Annotated in this window: 14 protein-coding genes; 7 read left to right on the plus strand and 7 right to left on the minus strand. The window is 72.2% G+C overall.

Annotation, left to right across the window (positions count from 1 at the left end; all coding sequences use genetic code 11):
* Nucleotides 1-2: 2 nt before the first annotated feature.
* Complete coding sequence (locus ACIP37_RS22575; RefSeq protein WP_363622059.1) at nucleotides 3-635, minus strand: peptidase inhibitor family I36 protein; 633 nt, start codon at nucleotides 633-635, stop codon at nucleotides 3-5.
* A gap of 394 nt (nucleotides 636-1,029) precedes the next feature.
* Here ACIP37_RS22575 and ACIP37_RS22580 point away from each other — a divergent pair, with 394 nt between their 5' ends.
* From ACIP37_RS22580 to ACIP37_RS22590, 3 genes are all read left to right on the plus strand, one after another.
* A complete protein-coding gene (locus ACIP37_RS22580; RefSeq protein ID WP_400809377.1) occupies nucleotides 1,030-2,163 on the plus strand; it encodes a DUF4185 domain-containing protein in 1,134 nt (377 codons plus the stop codon).
* Nucleotides 2,164-2,355: 192 nt separating this feature from the next.
* A complete protein-coding gene (locus ACIP37_RS22585; protein WP_363581071.1) occupies nucleotides 2,356-2,736 on the plus strand; it encodes a VOC family protein in 381 nt (126 codons plus the stop codon).
* A gap of 66 nt (nucleotides 2,737-2,802) precedes the next feature.
* A complete protein-coding gene (locus ACIP37_RS22590; protein WP_400809380.1) occupies nucleotides 2,803-3,357 on the plus strand; it encodes a hypothetical protein in 555 nt (184 codons plus the stop codon).
* Between the two features lie 251 nt (nucleotides 3,358-3,608).
* On the opposite strand, the gene ACIP37_RS22595 is transcribed toward ACIP37_RS22590, so the two are convergent.
* The 3 genes from ACIP37_RS22595 to ACIP37_RS22605 all read right to left on the minus strand — a co-directional run bounded on the left by ACIP37_RS22595 (nucleotide 3,609) and on the right by ACIP37_RS22605 (nucleotide 6,948).
* Nucleotides 3,609-4,379, minus strand: coding sequence for a hypothetical protein (locus ACIP37_RS22595; protein ID WP_400844356.1), 771 nt, complete (start codon nucleotides 4,377-4,379; stop codon nucleotides 3,609-3,611).
* A 248-nt stretch (nucleotides 4,380-4,627) separates the two neighbouring features.
* Entirely contained in the window at nucleotides 4,628-5,656 is a 1,029-nt protein-coding gene (locus ACIP37_RS22600; RefSeq protein ID WP_363622064.1) for an SDR family NAD(P)-dependent oxidoreductase, read from the minus strand.
* Between the two features lie 74 nt (nucleotides 5,657-5,730).
* Nucleotides 5,731-6,948, minus strand: coding sequence for a UDP-N-acetylglucosamine--N-acetylmuramyl-(pentapeptide) pyrophosphoryl-undecaprenol N-acetylglucosamine transferase (locus ACIP37_RS22605; RefSeq protein WP_400844359.1), 1,218 nt, complete (start codon nucleotides 6,946-6,948; stop codon nucleotides 5,731-5,733).
* Between the two features lie 181 nt (nucleotides 6,949-7,129).
* On the opposite strand from ACIP37_RS22605, the gene ACIP37_RS22610 reads away from it, so the two are divergent.
* Nucleotides 7,130-7,816, plus strand: coding sequence for a response regulator transcription factor (locus tag ACIP37_RS22610; RefSeq protein WP_400844362.1), 687 nt, complete (start codon nucleotides 7,130-7,132; stop codon nucleotides 7,814-7,816).
* A complete protein-coding gene (locus tag ACIP37_RS22615; RefSeq protein ID WP_400844365.1) occupies nucleotides 7,813-9,213 on the plus strand; it encodes a sensor histidine kinase in 1,401 nt (466 codons plus the stop codon). The genes ACIP37_RS22610 and ACIP37_RS22615 overlap by 4 nt, the downstream gene beginning before the upstream one ends.
* A 93-nt stretch (nucleotides 9,214-9,306) precedes the next feature.
* Here the strand turns inward: ACIP37_RS22615 and ACIP37_RS22620 are convergent, their stop codons facing one another.
* Entirely contained in the window at nucleotides 9,307-9,732 is a 426-nt protein-coding gene (locus ACIP37_RS22620; protein WP_363581061.1) for a hypothetical protein, read from the minus strand.
* Between the two features lie 303 nt (nucleotides 9,733-10,035).
* Here ACIP37_RS22620 and ACIP37_RS22625 point away from each other — a divergent pair, with 303 nt between their 5' ends.
* Both ACIP37_RS22625 and ACIP37_RS22630 read left to right on the plus strand, forming a co-directional pair.
* Nucleotides 10,036-10,959 (plus strand): hypothetical protein, encoded by a 924-nt coding sequence (locus ACIP37_RS22625; protein WP_400844368.1) that lies wholly within the window; start codon nucleotides 10,036-10,038, stop codon nucleotides 10,957-10,959.
* Nucleotides 10,960-11,242: 283 nt separating this feature from the next.
* Nucleotides 11,243-11,914 carry a hypothetical protein gene (locus ACIP37_RS22630; protein ID WP_400809389.1) on the plus strand — a complete coding sequence of 224 codons (672 nt, stop codon included), beginning with the start codon at nucleotides 11,243-11,245 and terminating at the stop codon, nucleotides 11,912-11,914.
* A gap of 73 nt (nucleotides 11,915-11,987) precedes the next feature.
* On the opposite strand, the gene ACIP37_RS22635 is transcribed toward ACIP37_RS22630, so the two are convergent.
* Nucleotides 11,988-12,314, minus strand: a complete 327-nt coding sequence (locus ACIP37_RS22635; RefSeq protein ID WP_363581055.1) for a nuclear transport factor 2 family protein — start codon at nucleotides 12,312-12,314, stop codon at nucleotides 11,988-11,990.
* Nucleotides 12,315-12,370: 56 nt separating this feature from the next.
* Nucleotides 12,371-13,555 carry a M20 family metallopeptidase gene (locus ACIP37_RS22640; RefSeq protein WP_363581053.1) on the minus strand — a complete coding sequence of 395 codons (1,185 nt, stop codon included), beginning with the start codon at nucleotides 13,553-13,555 and terminating at the stop codon, nucleotides 12,371-12,373.
* Nucleotides 13,556-13,642: the final 87 nt, after the last annotated feature.

The raw sequence follows: 13,642 nt of genomic DNA on the forward strand, positions 1-13,642 counted from the left end.
GGCTACTGACGAACGGCCCAGAAACGGTCGGCCATGTTGTCGAAGCCGACCGACGCGGACAGGGACTCCGGCGGCTCCTTCCAGAGCATCTGCCACTGGCCGTCGCCCGGGTCGTTGTCCACGATCACCTCCAGGCCGCGGGCGGTGTTGACCCAGCTGCTGGTCTGGTCGCGGAACCCGTAGTCGGCGAAGTACACCGGCCTGTCCTCGTGGAAGAGGTTGAACTGCAGCCTCCTACCGCCCCAGTTCTTGTCGGCGTAGAAGCAGTAGTAGGAGGGTTCGCTGGTCGGGGCCGGGCACTTCTTCCAGTCCGCGCCCCTGGCGGACCGACGGTGGTGGTCCCCGCTCCACGGCGGAGCCTGCGCCTCGCCCGGCAGCGGCAGGACCACCACCGCCCCGTCCGGGTACGTGATCTCGTTGGCGGCGGTCTGCTTACCGTCCTTGCTCGCGGCGAGTTGGGCGTCCACCGCCTGCTGCAGCAGGTCGCGGTCACCGCGGGCCAGGTTTCTGATGGCGGGCCGCGCGTCCTCACCCGTACTGGGCGCGGCTGCGGCCCGCGCCCCGAGGGGCGCAGCCAGGAGCACGAAGGCCACGACCCCACGAACGAGGAGACTGCGGACTTGAGAGTGCGTCATATTCCAACGGTAGCGATACGCATACGATATGTGATGCTCGCGTCTCGATCAGGGGGCGTGAAACGGCACGCACGCGCTGATCGATCGAAACCTGCGCCCGGGAGAGCACTTGCTGCTCACCGCGCCCGTCCGGGATCGTCCGGGATCGGGTCACGGAGCGGCCGGTGGTGGGCGGGCCGTCCGGCTGTGGACGTTCGGCCCCACCTCCCGTCGGCTGGTCCACGTCCGGATGCGGAACTTCCGTGTGGCATAGCCAATTTGGGTGAAGGTTTGCCCACCGGTCGACGGGAGGGCGACGGGGCGCCGTAGCCTCGGTGGCGACCCGTCGCCGCCGAGGTGCGCGATCCGTTCGGAGCCACGGGAATTCGTCGACTCGGAAAGGCCATCGACAGAAATGACACTCTCATCGGGCTCATCGGGCGGGACCGACGCGACGGCCGGCGGGCCCTCCCGCCGGAAGCTCCTCAAGATCGGCATCGGCGTCGCCGTGGGGGCGGGGGCCATCGGCTCGGGTGCCCCAGCGGCGGTCGCCGGCGGCCCGAACGACCCTCCGAGCCCGACGGTCGCGACCAAGGTGAAGAACCTCAGCGGACCGGTCGAGACCGGGCCGTTCGCCTCGCCGTGGACCGACCTCGGCATCCCGGTGCTGTGTCCGGACGGCACCATGCTCTTCGTCTGCGGCGACACCTTCGACGGCGCCCAGGTGGGCGCCGCCGACTGGCGTGCCCCGGTCGGTCTGCGCTCCAGCAGCGCCGACCTGAACAACCTGCGCATCGACGGCAGCGTCGGCGGCAGCCACGCCAACAGCCTGGTCGACGAGCCGCACAACCCGGTCGGCGACAAGGCCACGACGGCGATCCCGTCCGACGTGTTCGTCGTCGACGGCGTGATGTACATGCACCTCATGCGCGGCGTCATCTACGACACCCACCACACCGACTTCTGGCGCTCCACCGACAACGGTGAGACCTGGCAGTACCTGTGCCAGTGGCCGGGCGACCTGTACGGCGGCCAGTTCCAGCAGAAGACGTACGCCGTGGCCGACGACGGCTACTGCTACGTCCTGTCCACGGTCTTCAACCGCGACGTGGAATCGGGAATGCTGCTGCACCGGGTACGGAAGGAGAGCCTCGGCAATCCGGACGCCTACGAGCCGTGGGGCTACGCCGACGGCGGGTGGCGGTGGAACGCGCCCGCCCCGACGACCGTCTTCGGCACCCGCAAGTGGGGCGAGATGTGCTTCCGCGCGATGGACGGCAAGTACGTCCTCACGTGGCTGAACATGGACCAGTTGTCGATCAGGGCGATGGTCTTCGCCCTTCCGACCTCGGACCTGACCACGACGCTGGAGCAGGCCATGATCCTCCCCTGCGCCCCGGGCCAGGAGGTCGCCAACCTCGTCGCCAGCCCGTACGGCGGTTTCGTCATCCCCGGCTCGACGTTCGGCAACTTCCACATCGTCGTCAGCCAGTGGTACGACCCGACGAACTACCGGATCATGCAGTACCGGATCAACATGCTGTCCTGAGCCCGCTCCGGCTTCGGGCCCGATGCCGCCGGCCCCGCGTCGGCCCGGCGTCGGCCCGGTGTCGGCCCGGAAATCATGTCGACCGCGCTCGCCTCGTCCGGTACGGTCGCGGGGTTGTTTTCGCTGCCGGGAGCCCGTGCGGTTCGCATGCGGTCTCCCCGGCGGTTCCCCGGCTGAGAGCAGGTATTCGTCATGGCGTGTCGTATCGGTGAGCTGGTGCTCGGTTGCCGCGACCCCGAGGTGCTGGCACGGTTCTGGTGCGAGGTCCTGGACTTCGTCGTACTCGGTCGCGAGGACGACGGCTCGATGGAGATCGGGCCGCGCGAAGGGTTCGGCGGTGCGCAGCCGACGATCTTCCTCAGCCGTCGGGACGAGCCCGAGAAGGGCAAGTCCCGCCTGCACATCGACGTGAATCCCACCGACCGCGATCAGGACGCCGAGCTCGAACGCCTTCTGGCGCTCGGCGCGCGCCCGGCCGACATCGGCCAGACCGGGCAGGAGCAGTGGCATGTCCTGACCGACCCCGAAGGCAATGAGTTCTGCCTGCTCAAGGCCCGCATCGACCCGCTCTGATGCCCATTCTGACGTGGCAAAAGGACTGTGCAGAGACGTTCAACCGAGAAGGTCAGGGACGAACCCGTGAAACGTACGCCGGTGAAGGTGAAGCCGCGAACGGGCAGCGCTCGGAACCTGCTGGTGATCCCCGCCGCAGCGCTACTCGCTTCTGGCTGCACGTCGGCACCGGAGACGAGCTCCGCCGGGCAAGGTGAGGACCGCCGCCTGACCGCCGCCGCGACGACCCCGGCGCAGGTGCGGACGGACGTCGAGCCGTTGAAGCGTCGCTTCCCGCAGCTGGGCGAGCTGTCCGCGACGAAGTGGGTCGGCCGGGTGCTGACGAAGAACTCGGTGCCGGAGATTCCCGGTCCGACCGACGTGAGCCTGGACGGGGTGGCGCAGGTCGATCCGGCGACGCTGACGGCGATCACGGGCAGCGGGACGTGGCGGGAGGGCTCCATCGGGTGCGGTGTCCCGCAGGAGATCGCACCCAAGGTCGGGGACACGACGGTGTGGCTCCACAGTGAGGCCTTCGACAAGTCGGTCACACAGACCCAGTACACGGGGAGCTTCTACTTCGACAAGCAGACCAACCGCGTGTATTTCTGCACGGTGAACCCGAAGGAACGAACCAGCTGATTCCGCCGCCCGGTGGTTCGCTGCTCGCAGGCCATCGGATGCGAGGGCTTCGAGGGGCGGGTGCCCCGGCGGCAGACGATCCACGCGCGTCCGGTGACGAGCGCGGGAGGGAACGGCCGATCCCCCGGAGCCATCGGGCGACGGAGCCGACACCCGTCCCCCGTGTCCTGCGACAGCACTCCAACGCCCCGCTCGCCACCCCGAACGGACACGGTGAGTGTGGCCGAGCCACCCGAGCCGTGGGCCGGCTGTCAGACGCAGCGGGCTTGCAGGTCCGCGGCGGAGTACCGCTTGCTGATCCTGCGCCCGGAGTCGTCGCGCAGGAAGAAGTACCACTGCTGATCCCTGTGGTGCCAGATCTTGTCCCGGACGGTGCCGCAGTGGGGGGTGCGGTTACGGTCATCGAGCACCACCTGCGCTCGTTGGCCGTCGTGGAAGGCGGGCGCGGGTATCTCGGCACCGCCCGGACTCAGCACGGCTGCGCGCGCCCGGTCGGTGAGCTGGTCCGCTTCCAGAGCCGAGTGAAGAACCGACCGGGCACACGACCGATCGTGGACGGTACCGAACGGAACCAGCTCATGGAGCTCGAAACGGCGGCTCGGCTCGGCACTGAGCCTGGCGGACGCGTGCAGGAGCATCGGCACCTCGGCCCAGCCCCCGGGCGGAAGCTCCCGATACACCTCACCCGAGGCACCCATGGCGGCCAGAACGTCGGGCGGGACCAGAGGATGACGGACGTAGGCCTCGACAACCGCCAGACGCAGGTGCGCGGCAGGGATTCGCCGGCACAAGGCCACCAGGTCGCCGGGTCTGGTGATCAGGTTGATGAACGTGTGGTCGACGAACCGCTGGGCATCGAGGTGCTGCTCGCCACGTGCGTGGATGATGTCGACGGCGTCGGCGAACGCTGCGGGGAAGAGGTCTTCGTACGCCCATAGCCGGTAGGCGTTCAGTCGGTCGGCGAGCAGCCGGTAGCGTTGCTGGGCCGACAACGACATCAATCCATGGACGTCGATGTCCACTCACCTTCTCCCATCGCGGTCCGTGCCGGCGCTCGCAGTGTAGGACACCCTTTCACCGCACGATCAGTGTCGGCAGCCAACACCTGAGGGAAGGCGGCACGTTCATCGAACGCGCGGCGGTCCTTGAGGTGCCGGTTTCCGGGGTCGTTGGGTCGGCGCCGGTGGTGGGGCTTGGCGCCGGAGCCGACGGGTGGGCTCCGGCACCAAGGCCCCTTCCCCAGGGGGAAGTTGGCCGCAAAGTGGCGGCGTCAGACCTGGTAGCGGTCCGGGGCGAGGAGGTGCAGGTGTTCGGCGACCCAGTCGGAGGTGTGGCGCAGGCCCTCGTCCAGGCCGACCCGGGGCTGCCAGCCGGCCAGGTCGCGCGCCTTGCGGTTGTCGGAGAGCAGCCGTTCGACCTCGCTGCCGCCGGGGCGCAGCCGGGTCGGGTCGACGACGATGTCGGCGTCCCGGCCGGAGGCGACGATCAGGGCCTTGGCCAGGTCGCCGATGGACACCTCGCTGCCGGTGCCGAGGTTGACGGTCTCGCCGAGCGTGCGGTCGGCGCGGGCGATGGCCAGGAAGCCCTCCGCGGTGTCGGTGGCGTAGGTGAAGTCCCGGGTGGGGGTGGTCGAGCCGAGCCTGATCTCCCGTGCACCGGAGTGGAGTTGGGCCAGGATGGTGGGGATGACGGCGCGGGCGGACTGGCGCGGGCCGTAGGTGTTGAACGGGCGGACGACGGCGACCGGCAGTTCGAAGGCGTGCCAGTAGGAGAGTGCCATCATGTCCGCGCCGATCTTCGAGGCGGAGTACGGGGACTGCGGCTGGAGCGGGTGGTGCTCGTCGATGGGTGCGGTGATCGCGGTCCCGTACACCTCGCTGGTGGACGTGTGCACCAGGCGGGCGCCGTGCCGCAGGCAGGCGGCGGCGACGTTCTGGGTGCCCACGACGTTGGTCTGCACGTAGGCCTCGGGGGCCTGGTAGCTGTAGGGGATGCCGATGAGCGCGGCGAGGTGGAAGACGGTGTCGCAGCCGGCGACGGCGTCCAGGACCCGGCCGGCGTCGCGGACGTCTCCGGCGAGCATCTCGACGGGGCTGTCGGGGTCGGCCAGGTAGTGGGCGAGGTATCCGCGCTCGGCGTACGGCTTGTAGTGGACCAGGGCCCGGACGCGGGCGCCGCGGGCGACCAGCAGGTCGACGAGGGTGCTGCCGATGAAGCCTTCGGCGCCGGTGACCAGGACGGTCCGGCCGGTCCAGTCCTGGTGGGCGGCGGGGGTGTTCGGGTGGGCGGGGCGGTTCATGGTGGTCCTCCGGTGGTTCGGGGCGGGTGGTCGGCGGTCAGCAGTCAGGTGGTCGGCGGTCAGGTGGTCGGCGGTCAGCGGTCGTACGGGCCGGGGAGGGGGGCCGGGACGGCGGGCGGCGCGGGCGCCGGGGTCCGGCCGATGACGCGCAGCACCTTGGCGGCCAGCAGGTCGGCGGCGCGCGCGTGGTCGCCCGGTTCGGCGGCCTGCGCCATCGCGGCGAGCCGGGCCGGGTCGGCGAGCAGCGGTTCCACCAGGGCGGCCAGCCGTTCGCCGGTGCACTCGCCGTCCGGCAGCAGCAGGCCGGCGCCGGCGTCGGAGAGGACGCGCGCGTTGTGGGTCTGGTGGTCGTGCGGCGCGTGCGGGTAAGGCACCAGCACGGCGGGCATCCGGAGGCTGGAGAGTTCGGCGACGGTGGCCGCGCCGGCCCGGCACACCATGAGGTCGGCGGCCGCGTAGGCGAGGTCCATCCGGTCCAGGTAGGCGACGGCGTGCGCCACCGGGTTGCCGTCCAGCGCGGCCCGGACCTGTGCCAGCGCGGCCGGGCCGGTCTTGATCAGCAGCCGCCGGTCGGTGCGGTGGCGCCAGCGTCCGGCCAGTTCGACGGCGGCCGCGGTCAGGCGGGCGGCGCCGAGGCTGCCGCCGTTGAAGACCAGCAGCCGGACGCCCTCCGGGACGGCGAAGTGCCGACGGGCCTCGGCCCGCAGCGCCGCCCGGTCGAGCTGGGCGACGGCGCCGACCAGCGGCATCCCGACGGTCTGCGCCGAGCGGCCGGCGGGCAGGTGCTCGCGGGTGCGGTCGAAGGCGAGCGCGATGTGCGGGGTGAGCCGGGCGGCGAAGCGGTTGGCCCGCCCGGGCACCGCGTTCGACTCGTGCACCACGCTCGGCAGCCCGGCCATCTTGGCACCGACGATCACCGGCGCGCTCGGGTAGCCGCCCATGCCGACCGCGACCTGCGCGCCCTGGGCCCGCAGGATCTCCCGGCAGTCCCGGCCGGAGCGCAGCAGCGCCGCGGGCAGCAGGTAGCGGCGCGCGCCGAGGGAGGCGTCGAAGGGGATCATGTCGACGGTGTGCAGCCGGTAGCCGGCCTGCGGGATGAGGGTGGTCTCCAGTCCGCGTTCGGTGCCGACGAAGGAGATCACGGCCCGCGGGTCGGCTCTGCGCAGCGCCTCGGCCAGCGCGAGGCCCGGGTAGATGTGTCCGCCGGTGCCGCCGGCGCCGATCACCACCGACAGGGGGCGGGCCGGATCGTGGTTGGCATGGTTGCCGTGGTTGCCGTGTTCTGTCCGCATGCCGTCGAGCTTGCTGAGGCCGCCTAAGAGACTTCTCAGAGTCGTTCTGCGGGGCGAGGACGACGGACGCGCCCAGGCGCGACCGGCGGCACAGAGGTGGCAACGCCCGGCAGAGGACCCCGTGGCCGCCGCGAGGACGAGCTAAGAGGCTTCTCAGATTCGTTCTGAGAGGGTTGTCCGCATGAGCAACGGGCAGAGAGTGCTGGTCGTCGACGACGATCCGGAGGTGCGGGCCGCCGTCGAGGACGGGCTGGCCGTCGAGGGCTACCAGGTGCGCGGCGCCGCCGACGGGCTGGCGGCGCTGAACGAGGTGTCCGGCTGGCAGCCCGACGCGATGGTCCTCGACCTGATGATGCCCGTGCTCGACGGGCTGGCCGTCTGCCGCCGGCTGCGGGCCCTGGGCGACCGGCTCCCGATCCTGGTGCTGACCGCGCGCGACTCGGTGAGCGACCGCGTCGACGGCCTCGACGCGGGAGCCGACGACTACCTGGTCAAGCCGTTCGCCCTGGACGAGCTGACCGCCCGGCTGCGCGCCCTGCTGCGGCGCACCGCCCCGGCCGCCGAGGAGCCCGGCTACCGCTTCGCCGACCTGGAGGTCGACCCGGCCACCCGGACCGGGAGCAGGGCCGGACGGCCGGTGGAGTTCTCGCGCACCGAGTTCGCGCTGCTGGAGGTGCTGCTGCGCCACCCCGGCCAGGTGCTCCCGCGCGAGGTGATCATGGAGCGGGTGTGGGGCGCCGACTTCGGCCCCGACTCCAACTCCCTCGCCGTCTACGTCGGCTACCTGCGCCGCAAGCTGGAGGCCGGCGGCGAACCCCGGCTGGTGCACACGGTGCACGGGGTCGGCTACCGGCTGGACCGGGCTTGAGGGCGCACGCGCGCTGGCGGCGCCGGCGCCCGCTGCGCACCCGGCTGGCCCTCGCCTGCACGGCAGCGGTCGCCGTGGTGGCGCTCGGGATCAGCGCGGCCGCGTTCAGCATCGTCCGCTACGAGCTCAACCACCAGCTCGACCAGCACCTCACCCAGCAGGCCACCCTGGTGCAGCAGCAGCACCGCGACCAGGGGCCGCAGGTCGTCTACGGCGAGTGCAACTTCCTGGCCGCCCCGGCCTGCGCCCAGATCGTCTCCGCCGACCCCGGCAAGGCGCCGAACGAGCCGTACCTGCTGCCCGTCACGCCGACCACCCGCCAGGTCGCCGACCGGCAGCGGGCCGGCTACTTCACCGACCTCACCATCGGCGGCCACCCGGCCCGGATGCTCACCACACCGATGATCGCGGCGCCGCCCGGCGCCCGGCAGGCCGTCCAGGTCGCGCTGCGCGCCGACAGCGTCCAGGAGGGAGTGCGGCAGGCCGGCGCGCTGATGGCGGCCGTCGCGGCGGCGGGCCTGCTGCTGGCCGCCGTACTCGGGCGCACCGTGGCCCGCACCGCCCTCGCCCCGGTCGCCCGGCTGACCCGCACCGCCGAACGGATCGCCGACACCCGGGACGCGGGGCTGCGGATCGAACTGCCGCCCGGGCGCCGCGAGGACGAACTGACCAGGCTGGCGGGCAGCTTCAACACCATGCTGGGCGAACTCGAGCAGTCCGTGGCCGCCCAGCGCAGGCTCGTCGCCGACGCCTCGCACGAGCTGCGCACCCCGCTGACGGCGCTGCGCACCAACGCCGAACTGCTGGCCCGCGCCGACCGGTTGACCGAGGGACAGCGGGAGCGGGCGGCGTCCGCGCTGCACCGCCAGCTGCGCGAGGTGACCGGGATGGTGAACGACCTCATCGAGCTGGCCCGCGACGAGGAGCCGCAGCCGCTGCTCGAACAGGTCGCGGTCGGCCGGCTCGTCGGGCACTGCGTCGACACCGCGCGCGGCCACTGGCCGGCGATCGCCTTCACCCTCGACGACGACGCGGAGGGTGCCGCGGGCCACGGCGCCGCAGAGCGCACCGTCCCCGGCGTGCCGGCCCGGCTGGCCCGGCTGGTCTCCAACCTCCTCGACAACGCGGCCAAGTTCAGCCCGCCGGGCGCCACGGTCGAGGTCCGGCTCACCGCCGGGCTGGAACTGACCGTCCGCGACCACGGCCCCGGCATCGCGCCCGAGGACCTGCCGTACGTCTTCGACCGCTTCTACCGGGCCTCCGCCGCCCGCGCCCTGCCCGGCTCCGGGCTCGGGCTCGCCATGGCGCGGCAGATCGCCCACGCGCACGGCGCCACCCTCACCGCCGAGGCCGCCCCCGGCGGCGGGGCGCTGTTCCGCCTGCGGCTGCCGGGCTGAGCGGGCCGCGACGGTTCGGCGGCGCGGCGGCCAGGCGGCCCGGAGGAGGAGCGGCGGCGCGGCCCCATCGGCGGCTGGTCCGCGCCGCCGGTCTTAGCGGACCTCCACCGTCACCGGATCCGAGGTCCTCTCGCGAACGGGGTGGCGGTCGTCCAGGCCGGTCAGGCCGAACAGCACCGCGCGGTATTCCAGGACGCCGCCGTGTGCTGCCTTGACCTGCGCGGCGACCTCCGCTTCGGTGCCCGTCTCGACCACGGCGCCGCAGGTCATCCGCTCCCACGTCGACCCGCTGCCGCGGCCCTCCAGGCACACCTGCACGTAGGCGGCACCGTCGTCGTCCCCGTGCCCCGTGACCGTGAAGGTCGTGCCGACCCGCGCCGTGTGCGGAGCCACGACCTCCACCTCGCCCTTGGCGAACGCGGGCCCGGCGGCCAGGGCCACCGAGGCCAGACCCAGCGCACCGATCACGGCGGCCCGGCCGCCCCACGCCTTCGTCCCGGTCCTCTTCGTCCTGCTCATGAACCAACCTCCTCTGGAACGCCCCCACATGGGGGACCGCGCCTTGCGCAGGCGCCCGGGTGTGCCCACCGATTATCGGCGCCGGCCTCCGCCCCGGCCGGGTTGCGACGCGGCCCGGCGTGGTCGGGACGGGACGGTGGACTGCGGGATCGTCGGGCGGGTCGCTTCGGGAGTGGGCGGCTGCCGGGCCGGCACCACGGAGGGGCTGACCGTGGCCCCGGTTCTGCCCTTTCGTCCCTCGTCCAATCGCTCCCGCCGCCCCTAGACTCGGCGGGCGGGGGCGGCTGGAAGGACGGGGAGGGCGTGCGCGAGACACGGAGAACCGCGGAGCGGCAGACGGCGGCGCCGGCCGCCGCCGAGCGCGGGGCGCGCCTCACGGGCCTGGCCGCGCTTCAGCGGCGGGTGGGGAACGCGGCGGTGACACGCCAGGTGCAGCGCCAGAAGGGCGGCCTGGACGAGCACTACGCCACGAGGCCCACCGAGCACCCCGAGTGGGGGCCGTACCAGGAGCTGACGAAGGCCGCGGGCATCCCCCAACCCCAGGCCGACGCCGCCTGGCAACTGCTGCTCGGCGGGGTCGACTCGCAGGGCACGCTGAACGACGAGGCCATGGCGAAGACGAGCGACCGCCAGGAGCAGCGCGAGCTCCGGGCGTCGAACTCCTGGTACCAGGAGTTCGTCAAGCTCGTGGCCGAGCACCTGGAGATCGAGACGCCCACCATGGCCCTGTGGGCGGGCGGCATCGAGACCAGTGACTACGCGTACCGGAAGGGCCACACGCCCCTGGGGCGGACCCGGATCGGCAGTGTGCTCAACGTCCTGGAGCTGCACCCGGACTGGAAGCTGACGGGGCCGATGTGGAGCGTCCTGTCCAAGGCCTTCGTGTCCCGCGCGACCGGCCCCGTGCACATCTTCGTACGGGCCTACGCTCCGGAGAGCATCCTCATCAGGCTGGAGGTCCCGGAACTACGGCTGGTCCAGCGGCTGAACCCGGACGTGAAGCTGATCTGGCACCCCGTGTACACCGCTCCCGGCGGGCAGATGAGGGAGATCTCGAAGGACTGCCGACTCGTCGACAACGCGGAGTACGACGGGCGGGACAAGTGCGTGAGCGCCCTCGTCCAGTACCTCAGGATGTTCCACGACGACGGCAACACCGAGGCCGCCCCCGCCCACAAGAGCATGGAGCGGCTGCTCGTCGCGAACGGCCACAAGGACGGCGTCTGAGACTGCCTCCCGGGCAGGCGGGCCCTGCCTGCCCGGGCGGTGCGGCTACCGGACGACCACGGTGTCGGGGACGCGGTTCGGCCCGCCGGGGGTGAGGGCACCCGCCGGGGCGAGGGCATGGCGTGGGCGCCCTGCGCGGGTGAGCCGTCAACTGTCCGGCGGACAGGGCCCATCGGTTTCTGGGACAGGATCGGGATACTTCCCGCACCTGCCTGTGAACGACCCCCGCCTACGGTGATCACACCCGGTGAACCTCACCGGTCGAACGACATCGGGAGACCTCATGCGCACGCGCCGCCTCGCCCTCACCGCCGCCGCCGTCGCGGCGCTCGCCGCCACCGCGACGGCCTGCGGGCCGGACAACAGCGACACGGGCTCCACCGCCGCCAGCCCCGCGGCCACCGCCGCCGCGCCCACCAGGGCCGCAACCGCATCCACCGGGGCCTCGCCGACGAAAGCCGCCGCCGCGCCCACGTCGCCCTCGACGCCGAAGTCGTCCTCCACGCCGAAGTCGCCCGACGCGGCCTCCTCCCCCGCCGCCGACAAGACCGGCTACGGCCAGGCCTGCGGCGCCAACGACCTGGTCCTCGGCGCGAAGGCCGAATCCCAGGCCGGCGGCTACCTCCTGATCACGGCCAAGGCCAAGCCGGGCATCACCTGCACGCTCCCCGGCACCCACCCCACCATCGCGTTCGGCTCGCGCGGCATCGAGGCCGCCAACGCCGAACAGGCCGCCGGCGAACCGATCACCCTGAGCGGCGCCAAGGTCGCGTACGCGGGCATCATGACGAAGACCACCAAGGACAACCAGGCGGTCCAGTTCACCGACGTCATCGTGGGCATCGGCAACGCCGACCCCAACCCGGCCAGCATCCTCGTCGGCGACACGCCGGTCGACAAGCCGATCGTCACCAACTGGCACACCGTCGCGAAGGACGCCGTCCCCGGCCTCTGACGGCCGTTCACCGACGGGGCGCGGACCGGCCGTACGACGGCGACCACCGTACGGGCCTGCGCTGTTGCGCTGTTCAGCCCAGGAAGTCGACGCGGTCGATGAGGCCTTCGCGCACCCGGTAGGCCACCAGGACGCGGACCGGCTCGTCGGCCAGGCCGTGGGCGACTTCGTGGTCGACCACCCAGTCGCCTTCGCTGAGCCGCCCCACGATCTCCGCCCGGCAGCGGCCCTTGGCGAACTGTCCGGCGTACCTGTCGCGCAGAGCCTGCCGGCCCTGAAGTCGGGTGCCGTCGGCCCGGTGGATCGTGATGTCCTCGGCATAGGTGGCGACGAAGGCGTCGATGTCGTGGCTGTTGTAGGCGGCGAGCTGCTGCTCGACCACCTCGCGCGGTTCGGTCATGTGATTGGTCGTTCCTTCCTCGGTGTACGGGTTACGTGTTACGGGTTCAACCGGGCTCAGGCCGCGAGACGGCGGGTGGCGAGTTCGGCGTAGAGCGCGGCCCCGTCGGGGAGCACCGCGTCGTCGAACTCCGCGTAGGGCGAGTGGTTGACCGGCAGGTCGTCGGGGTCGGTCCCCTTCGGGGCGGCGCCGAGCCACACGAACGATCCCGGCACGGCGTCCAGGACCCGGGAGAAGTCCTCCGACCCGGTCATCGGGTTCGGCATCGACTGGAAGCGCTCCTCGCCGAAGACCTCCCGGACGGTGTCCGCCAGGAAGTCGGTCTCGGCCCCGTCGGTCACGGTCACCGGGTACTGGGGAAGGTACTCGACCTCGGCCCGCAGGCCGTGGGCGGCCGCGATGGCCCTGACCAGCTCCACCGTGGTGTCGGCGGCCTTGGACTGCGCCTCGGCGGAGAAGGTGCGCACGGTCGCCTCGAAGTAGGCGGTCTCGGGGATGATGTTGCGCTGGGTACCGGCCTGGATCAGCCCGACGGTGACCACCACCGGATCGAACACGTCGAAGCGGCGGGTCACCATGGTCTGCAGGGCGGTGACCATCTCGCAGGCCGCCGGGATGGGGTCCTTGGCCCGGTGCGGTACCGAGCCGTGGCCGCCCGCACCGTGGACGGTGACGTTCAGCGCAGTGGAAGCGGCCATGATCGGCCCGCGCCGGGAGCCGAACTCCCCGTGCCGCATGGCCGACGACACGTGCAGGGCGTAGGCGGCGACCGGGCGCCTGCCTGCCGCGTCGAGGACGCCCTCGGCCAGCATGGCTCCGGCTCCGTCCCACCCCTCCTCGCCCGGCTGGAACATGAAGACCACGTCGCCGTGGAGCTGTTCCCGCCGTGCGGCCAGCAGGTGTGCGGCACCCGCGAGCATGGTGGTGTGCAGATCGTGTCCGCAGGCGTGCATGGCCCCGTTGTCGGCGGCGAACGGCAGCGGGGCCTTCTCGGCGACCGGCAGGCCGTCCATGTCGCCGCGCAGCAGCACCGCCGGCCCCGGTCGGCCGCCGCGCAGCACCGCGGTGACCGAGCTCAGCGCGGAGCCCTGGCTCACCTCCAGCGGCAGTCCGTCCAGGGCCCGCAGCACCCGCTCCTGGGTGCGCGGCAGGGTCAGTCCCAGCTCCGGGAACCGGTGCAGGTCGTGGCGCAGCCGGACCAGGTCCGGGGCCAGAGCGAGAGCGTCGTCGTGCAGGGACACGGGCACCTCCGTCGATCCCGCGCGTGGCGGGAACTTGTGCAGAGCGATCTTGTTCCGTGATTCTGGATCTCTCGGCGGGATTTTCCC

The sequence above is a fragment of the Kitasatospora sp. NPDC088861 genome (assembly GCF_044750105.1).
Lineage (GTDB): Bacteria > Actinomycetota > Actinomycetes > Streptomycetales > Streptomycetaceae > Kitasatospora.